This window comes from Pseudomonas sp. SDT291_1_S447 (assembly GCF_054070155.1).
Genome location: NZ_JBSVXS010000487.1, coordinates 1 through 211, shown reverse-complemented (window position 1 = coordinate 211; position 211 = coordinate 1). Strand labels below are relative to the sequence as shown.

Below are 211 nucleotides of genomic sequence, written 5' to 3'. Positions count from 1 at the left end.
CCATGCTCGCAGCCACGATAAGGGTTGATGGAGCGATCGAACGGCAAGTCCGGCGAGTTATTGCGGGTGATGATGCTCTTGGCCGTCTCGATACGCACTTCGGTGCCCTGGGTCGGTGGCACTTCCTGAAACCAGCCATCGTCCTCGGCCACGCTCACCGTAGGCGCAAAGCGGTTATGCAGGTTGGTGGCCGTGCCCCGGCCACGGGGCG

The 211-nt window shown here is 63.5% G+C and carries 1 pseudogene; it reads right to left on the bottom strand.

Annotated elements, in window-relative coordinates:
• Positions 1 to 211, bottom strand: a pseudogene (locus tag ACW9IR_RS30485) (PA0069 family radical SAM protein); the annotation flags it as partial.